Consider the following 8,046-nt stretch of genomic DNA (forward strand, 5'->3'; position numbering starts at 1 on the left):
GATTCCTATGGTCGGCTAATTGCTAAGAATATCTTCGGAGTAAATCACCAGCACTTTTTCAACTATCGCCTAGATTTTGATGTCGATGGACAGGCTAATGCTGTGATGGAAATGAATGTGAAAGCTTTGCCAATGGATGAGAAAAATCCTTTAGGAAATGCGATCGCAATTACAGAAACCCCATTAACAAAAGAAACGGCTGCTGTCCGCGATTTGGATATGAAAAGTAGCCGGGAATGGATGATTAGCGCAGATAAGAAAAATATGCTAGGGGCTGCACCTGGATATATGCTGATGCCTGGTGGAAACTCCATATTTTTCCCTGTGGAAGGCTCAAACATCCGTCAAAAGGCAGAATTTGCGACTCACCACGTTTGGGTAACAAAATATAAACCTGTTGAACTCTACGCTGGCGGTGATTATCCAAACCAAACTCAACCAGGACAGGGTTTACCTAAATATATTGCAGACGATGAATCCTTGATGGGTGAAGATATCGTGCTGTGGTACACAATGGGCGTGACTCATGTTCCGCGATCGGAAGATTGGCCTGTGATGCCTGTTCACCGAGTTGGCTTTAAGCTAATCCCTAGAGGATTCTTTAGCCGTAATCCAGCGATTAATTTACCAGAGTAAAATATTCGTTTTTTAAAGTTTCCTTGGATCAGTTTTTTCGTAATCTGTAAACCTGTAACTTGAATGCTGATAAGCTTATGTAGGTCAAATACTAGCAGTTTTCATTCATAGGATAGCTCATGAATTTTCCAGAAATTAATATTCCCGGTGATGGCACATTGCACGCTCGTTTAATTACTTCCTTGGGTGAAATTATAGTTCTTTTGGAGGAAGACAAAACCCCCAACACCGTCAAAAACTTTGTAGGTTTAGCAACCGGGGCAATCGACTGGAAAGACCCTAAGACAGGTCAATCTCAGAAAGGGACTCCTGCCTACGATGGAGTTCGCTTTCACCGAGTCATCCCTGATTTTATGATTCAGTGTGGCGATCCCCTGGCTCGTTATCCTGATATGGCCAACCGATGGGGTACTGGTGGCCCGGGATATCAATTTGAAGATGAATTTCATCCTGAATTGAAACACTCTAGTGCCGGTATTCTCTCAATGGCAAATGCAGGACGCGGTACTAATGGTTCGCAATGGTTCATTACAGAAGGGCCAACACCTCATCTTGACCGCAAACACAGTGTTTTTGGTAAAGTTGTCGAAGGTATGGATATAGTCAACCGCATCGCCAATGTGCCTACGACTAGAGATCGTCCGAATCAAGACGTAGTGTTAGAAAAAGTAGAAATTTTTCGGCAGTAATTAATACCTCTTTAGGTTAATTTCTATTCCCTTGAATGAAGAAATAGCGCTAGTGTTATTCCCGCATTTTTTCCTTGTTTAAGGAGGGTTAGTGGGAATATTAATACAACCGGATTCTTTACAAACATCCTTTTAAAGGATGTTTGTAATTTTGGAGAAGTTGTACATAAATTTTCTAAATTTATTGGTGATGGTTAACACACCGCCCAAAATTAAAAACAAATTTGCCGAAAAATTAAGATTTATTTTAAAAAAGCAACAGTAATATTGTTAAATTCAGAAGCTAGATTCTAATCAGGAACAAGGTTTGAGCGATGCCTACCCCTACACAGCGCAGCTAAAATCCTTACAAGTCTTCACTTCATCAGGGATACAACTTTTGAGACAATCAGAAACGATTTAATAATAATCAAGCACTTATAGTCCACTCTTATCGGACTCCGTGTTATTTCTATTGAAAAGGGAGAACACAAACATGAAATTGGCTTACTGGATGTATGCAGGCCCAGCCCACATCGGCACTCTGCGAATCGCTAGCTCTTTTAAAAATGTCCATGCGATCATGCACGCCCCCATTGGCGATGACTACTTTAACGTCATGCGCTCCATGCTATCGCGCGAGAGGGATTTCACTCCGGTAACAACCAGTGTCGTCGATCGCAACGTTTTGGCACGCGGCTCCCAAGAGAAGGTGGTAGATAACATCATCCGCAAGGATGCCGAGGAACACCCAGATTTGATTGTGTTAACTCCCACCTGCACCTCCAGCATTTTGCAAGAAGACCTGCACAACTTTGTCGAACGGGCGCAATTGGAAGCGAAAGGAGACGTAATGCTGGCGGATGTGAACCACTACCGCTACAACGAACTGCAAGCCGCCGATCGCACTTTGGATCAAATCGTCCAATACTACATTGAAAAAGCCCGGAAGCGGGGCGAATTGCCTGAAGGCAAAACAGCAAAGCCCTCGGTAAATATTATCGGTACTACTACCCTTGGTTTCCACAACAATCACGACTGCACCGAACTGAAACGGCTGATGGCTGACTTAGGGATTGAGGTAAATACCTTAATTCCCGAAGGTGCTTCGGTGAATGACTTGAAAAAGATGTCCCAAGCTTGGTTTAACCTGGTGCCTTACCGTGAACTCGGTTTGACCACAGCACGTTACCTGGAAGAACAATTCGGCACACCTTATATAGACATTACTCCAATGGGTGTAGTGGAAACTGCCCGTTGTATTCGCAAAATTCAGCAGGTTATTAACGCTCAAGGTGCAGAAGCTGACTACGAAAACTTCATCAATGAGCAAACCTTGCATGTCTCTCAGGCTGCTTGGTTCTCCCGTTCTATTGACTGTCAAAACTTGACTGGCAAAAAAGCTGTAGTCTTTGGTGATAATACTCACGCCGCCGCCATTACCAAGATTCTGGCGCGAGAAATGGGGATTCATGTTGTTTGGGCTGGAACCTACTGTAAATATGATGCAGACTGGTTCCGCGAACAGGTTAGCGAGTATTGCGATGAAGTGCTAATTTCCGAAGATCATGGTGAAATTGGGGATGCGATCGCTCGTGTCGAACCCTCTGCGATTTTCGGCACCCAAATGGAACGCCACGTTGGTAAGCGTTTAGATATTCCCTGCGGCGTAATTGCTGCACCAATCCACGTCCAAAACTTCCCCATTGGTTACAAACCATTTATGGGTTACGAAGGCACTAATCAGATTACAGATTTGATCTACAATTCCTTCACTTTGGGAATGGAAGATCACCTGTTAGAAATCTTCGGTGGTCACGATACCAAAGAAGTAATTACTAGAGGAATTTCTGCTGATTCTGATTTGAATTGGACAAAAGATGGTCAAGCAGAATTGAATAAAATTCCGGGATTTGTTCGCGGTAAAGTGAAGCGTAATACTGAAAAATTTGCCCGCGATCGCGGTTTCAAAGAAATCAACGCTGAGGTGTTGTACGCCGCGAAGGAAGCTGTTGGTGCGTAGGTTAACGGGCTAGCAATTTTTAATAATAAAGGGCATATCTTAAATGAATGCCTTTTATTATTACTTATTCTGATTTCAGCAAACGAATAAAGCCAGCTTGTTCATGGTAGGACTCAGTTGTAATAAATTAGCCCATCTCGATGTATCTATAAAGACTTTATTCGCTAATTTTTAACTGCTGCTGTAAAGTTTGCCGGAGATATTTATCGTGGTTTTTCTTAACTCTTTAATTTCTCTTTGTGCAGTTCTGTTTAAAATAGAATAGGTGCTTCCCCTAAAGCTCAATTTATAAGTTACTGGTGGTGTCATTATTCCAGCCGATTGGGCATTAGAATCAGCGTAAACAAAATAAGTACATCCCCTAAAGCTCAATTTATGGGTTACTAATGGTAGAGTTACTCCATTTGATTTGGCATCAAGGTCAGCACGATAAGAAGCCCCACGGTAGATTAAGTTATAATCTGGTTCAGATTTGAGAACTGGCTGTTGCAGATATTGTATTTTTCTATTGCCTACCTTGCTTATGTAGTATTCGTAGCTTGTACTGATAAGAATAAGACTTAATAGTAGAACTAAAATCTGCCAAGGAGCTAACATTAAACCCAAAATCAAGCTGATAGCTGCAAATACAGCTACTAAATGTGAGATTTCATTATTAGTCTTTTTTAATAAAAAATAGCTAATGATGAAACAAGCAGACGGTATACTCAAAAAGTATAAAGCCATATTTCCTACATTCGGAACTAAAAGCAAAGGGTTTATAAAGCAGATTGAACTTGTTTGGAAAGTTGTTGTCTATTTTACCGCCAATCAGCTTTTGAAGTTACCGTGCTACTTGAGTAAAAGTGTTACGTCGAAGTATCTGTATTAGGCTTGATCGCAAAATAAAGATAACAGTCAAGGCTATCTCAAAGTTTTCTTAGCACATCTTTGGAGCGACGTTAAAGAATTCTGTCAAGTGAGCGTTTTTGTCTTGATTCATCAGAGATGTCACATCCCAAACATGAGGTGTGGTAACAGATGGATGCTTAGTGTACAGTTTTTGCTGAATGTAGATGAAGATATTACCTTATAGCGATCGCTGCTGCAACCCCTCTAGCGATCGCACTCCTTAACAGAAAAATTTACTGATAAATAAAAATTAATAGCGAACAAATATCACAATACAAAGTTATTACTTCGGGGATCTAATAGGCAGAATAGTCTACTAGAGTCCGAACCGATGTGTCTCCCATAACGAGGTAAAAAAAGAATCATAAAACCCTCGCAATCTCTCTTATAGAAAAAAAGCAGATGCATGTTAATGTTTTAATCTCATTGACTTACCTTCGTGCCTTTTCCTATGCATCTGCACTATTTACACCCCCAACACCTTGAAGAATTAGTCAAGAGTAGTGGTATAGACTTACACCTAGTGCAACTCAATTTTAGGTCACTCCAAGGCGTAACTGCTTATGAGTATCTATTGATTTCTGAGCTACTCCCTCGCACCAATACCGGAATGGTGAAACCTGAATGGTTGCAGCGTTATGCTCATATTACTGAAGGTGGTTGGTGGTGTTCTGGGCTAGACCCTTTGAATAATTGGCAAATGATGGAATGGGGATGCTTTAAGCCAAATCAACCCCGACAGAATCACAATGGTAAGTCCATCAAATACGAGCATCCGCCTAGCACACCAACACGGGTGTTTTGTTTGCGGGTAACGCTGCAAGTGTGGCAGCAAGTTGCTGGACGTTACAATCTGGTCATGCCTGACAATATCACCATTACTGCTGATGGTGAAGCTCAAGGCTTTTGGCAATGGGTGATGCAACATAACATTCCCCTGATTCTCTGCGAGGGTGTGAAGAAAGCAGCCACACTGTTGACGCAAGGATATGTAGCTATTGCCATTCCCGGAATTACCAGTGGTTATCGGGTTGTTAAAGATGAATTTGGCAAAGTTACCCGTCGTCAGCTAATTCCTGACTTAGCAGCGTTTGCAATTACAAAGCGTAGCTTTTATATTTGCTTTGATTTTGAAACTCAACCTAAAACAATTGCTGCTGTAAATAATGCCATTTCTCAAATTGGTTGTTTATTCCAGCAAAAAAATTGCACTGTTAAAATTATCGAACTTCCAGGAATCGAAAAAGGAGTTGATGAGTTTATCGTTGCGAAAGGTGCAAATAGTTTCGAGAAAGTTTATCGGCAAAGCGTTGACTTAGAAATTTATCTTGCTCAAACCAAACCTCACACTGAGTTAACTATTCCTGCTGCACTCACCTTAAATCGCCCTTATATAGGTGAAATACCTTTCCCCACTTCTGGATTAGTAGGAGTCAAATCAGCAAAAGGAACAGGTAAAACTACAGCACTGCAAGCCGTTGTTCAGCAAGCAAAAATTAAAAATCAACCTGTTTTGTTAATTACTCACAGAATCCTATTAGGAAGATTTTTGTGTGAAAAAATTGGTATTCAATGGGGAACACATAAAGAAGATACAAACAAAAGGATTGATAAAACACTTACCCCCGCTCCTCCCATCCTCCGCTCACTCTCACCTCAGCAATCTCTTGGTTTGTGCGTTGATTCTATTTGGAAACTTAACCCGGAAAATTGGCGGGGAGCAATAGTAATTCTGGATGAAGTAGAGCAGTCTTTGTGGCATCTATTAAATAGTAATACTTGTAAACACAAACGTGTAAAAATATTAAAATTATTCCAACAACTAATTTCCACAGTTTTAACAACTGGAGGCTTAGTAATTGCCCAAGATGCTGATTTATCAGATGTGTCACTTGAATATTTACAGGGATTGGCAGGAATTAAATTAACCCCTTGGGTAGTTCTCAACCAATGGAAGCCTCAACATGGTTGGGACGTAACTTTTTATGATTCGCCGAACCCAACACCGCTAATTCATCAATTGGAATTGGATTTATTTGCTGGACGTAAATGTTATGTTACTACCGATAGTCGCGCTGGGCGTTACAGTTGTGAAACAATTGAACGTTATCTGAAAGAGCGGTTACAAAAATTACGACGGCAATTTCCTAAAACCTTAGTAGTTAGTAGCCACACTACAAACACACCTGGCCACGAAGCGGTTGATTTTATCGCAGCTATCAATCAAAAAATCTCTGAATATGACGGCGTTTTTGTCACCCCTAGCCTTGGTACGGGAATTAGTATTGATGTCCAACATTTCGACAGAGTTTATGGCATTTTTCAAGGCGTAATTCCTGACTCGGAAGCAAGACAAGCATTAGCAAGAGTGCGGGATGATGTGCCGCGTGTTGTCTGGTGCGCGAAACGAGGTATTGGCTTAATTGGTAGTGGTAGTACAAATTATCGCTTGCTATCTGATTGGTATCAAGAAAATCAAAAAGAAAACTTAGCTTTGCTTAGTCCACTACATAAAATAGATGTGGATTTACCTTTAGTTCATGACCCGATTCATTTGCGAACTTGGGCTAAGTTGTCTGCACGGGTAAATGCCTCTATCCGCCTCTACCGTCAATCGATGCAAGATGGTTTAATTGCTGATGGACATCAAATTCAAATGCGGAGTAACGCTGTTCACAATAATATTATTCGAGATTTACGCCTTGCGTTTTTGGCAACTGATGCTGATGATTTAACTACACGCAAAAGATTAATTTTAGAAATTGTCAAAGTTCAAAAAGATTGGGCACAAAGCCGTCAAAAAGCTAAAGAAATTAAACGCAAAATTAAAGATATTAAGCAGCAAAATCAACTATCTGTGGCAACTGCTGTAGCTAATGCTAAAGATATCGATTATGTAGAATATGAGGAGCTATTAGTAAAGCATTCTCTGACTGATGGAGAACGCAACCAAATTAATAAATATGTTCTCAGACAAAGGTATGGTTTAGAAGTTACTCCTTGGCTAAAATTGCAGGATGACCACGCATATTATCGTCAACTGTTAATTCATTATTATTTAACTCACGAAAGCGAGTATTTTCACGTCAGAGATCAGCAAGAATGGCATCAGCAATTGTCTTGGGGTGAAGGGAAAGTTTTTCTCCCAGATTTAAAAACTTACACGCTTAAAGTTGAGGCGATGAGAGCTTTGGGAATGCTTCAGTTTCTCGAAGCAGAACGAGAATTTACTGAGAGTAATCCAGATTTAATATTGCTGAAAAATATTGTTTTTCAGCACAGTAAGCATATTAAAAGAGCGCTTGGTATTAACTTAATAGGGGAGAAAGAGCAGATTTCGGCAATCAAAATACTCAGCCGACTGTTAAATTTGTTAGGCTTGAAACTAAAGCGGGTAAATGAGGTTTATCAAATCGACCTAGAAACGCTTTATGATGGCAGAGAGAAAATATTTGCAGTTTGGCATCAACGGGATGAGTTGATGTTGGCTCATGTTAAGAGTGTTGGCTATGAGTTGCCTGATTATTCTTCAGACTGGAAGCTTGAAATTATCCAAACCAAGGCTTATGCCACAGTAGCCAATATCCTTGACAGCTAAGATAAAGCGAAACGGCGTGTCTAAAGATAGCCAAGCATTAGTTATACAATTAGCCTAATTTCTAATTTGCCTTCACCCGCGCCTGCTTCACCATCGCAATTAGAGTTTGATGGGCATCTTCCGCATCTGCTAAAACATGATCAAACTGAATGCGAACTGACACAGCTTCCCCATTCACTTGCGCTGTTAAATCCATACCTTGTGCATCAATTGACAGTATTTGTGCTGCA

At 40.7% G+C, this 8,046-nt stretch carries 6 protein-coding genes; 4 read left to right on the plus strand and 2 right to left on the minus strand.

Annotated features, from left to right (window positions below; translation table 11 throughout):
* The 3 genes from VE944_RS07020 to bchB form a co-directional block, all read left to right on the plus strand.
* Positions 1–636, plus strand: a 636-nt coding sequence (locus tag VE944_RS07020) for a copper amine oxidase (protein ID WP_475483618.1), incomplete at its 5' end; no start/stop codon positions are given.
* Between the two features lie 119 nt (positions 637–755).
* Complete coding sequence (locus tag VE944_RS07025) at positions 756–1,325, plus strand: peptidylprolyl isomerase (RefSeq protein WP_324974292.1); 570 nt, start codon at positions 756–758, stop codon at positions 1,323–1,325.
* A 475-nt stretch (positions 1,326–1,800) separates the two neighbouring features.
* Positions 1,801–3,327 (plus strand): ferredoxin:protochlorophyllide reductase (ATP-dependent) subunit B, encoded by a 1,527-nt coding sequence (bchB, locus tag VE944_RS07030; protein WP_324974294.1) that lies wholly within the window; start codon positions 1,801–1,803, stop codon positions 3,325–3,327.
* A gap of 171 nt (positions 3,328–3,498) precedes the next feature.
* On the opposite strand, the gene VE944_RS07035 is transcribed toward bchB, so the two are convergent.
* Entirely contained in the window at positions 3,499–4,053 is a 555-nt protein-coding gene (locus VE944_RS07035) for a hypothetical protein (protein WP_324974297.1), read from the minus strand.
* A gap of 616 nt (positions 4,054–4,669) precedes the next feature.
* Between VE944_RS07035 and VE944_RS07040 the strand changes: the two genes are divergently transcribed.
* Entirely contained in the window at positions 4,670–7,816 is a 3,147-nt protein-coding gene (locus VE944_RS07040) for a plasmid replication protein, CyRepA1 family (RefSeq protein WP_324974300.1), read from the plus strand.
* A 61-nt stretch (positions 7,817–7,877) separates the two neighbouring features.
* Here the strand turns inward: VE944_RS07040 and VE944_RS07045 are convergent.
* Positions 7,878–8,046, minus strand: a 169-nt coding sequence (locus tag VE944_RS07045) for a DUF2470 domain-containing protein (RefSeq protein WP_324974303.1), incomplete at its 5' end; no start/stop codon positions are given.

The organism is Nostoc sp. (assembly GCF_035638895.1).
Taxonomy (GTDB): Bacteria; Cyanobacteriota; Cyanobacteriia; order Cyanobacteriales; family Nostocaceae; genus Nostoc.

Excerpts from the sequence above, each read along its gene's own strand:
- VE944_RS07025 (WP_324974292.1), top strand. The coding sequence starts at position 756 with ATGAATTTTCCAGAAATTAATATTCCCGGTGATGGCACATTGCACGCT.
- bchB (WP_324974294.1), top strand. The coding sequence starts at position 1,801 with ATGAAATTGGCTTACTGGATGTATGCAGGCCCAGCCCACATCGGCACT.
- VE944_RS07035 (WP_324974297.1), bottom strand. The coding sequence starts at position 4,053 with ATGGCTTTATACTTTTTGAGTATACCGTCTGCTTGTTTCATCATTAGC.
- VE944_RS07040 (WP_324974300.1), top strand. The coding sequence starts at position 4,670 with ATGCATCTGCACTATTTACACCCCCAACACCTTGAAGAATTAGTCAAG.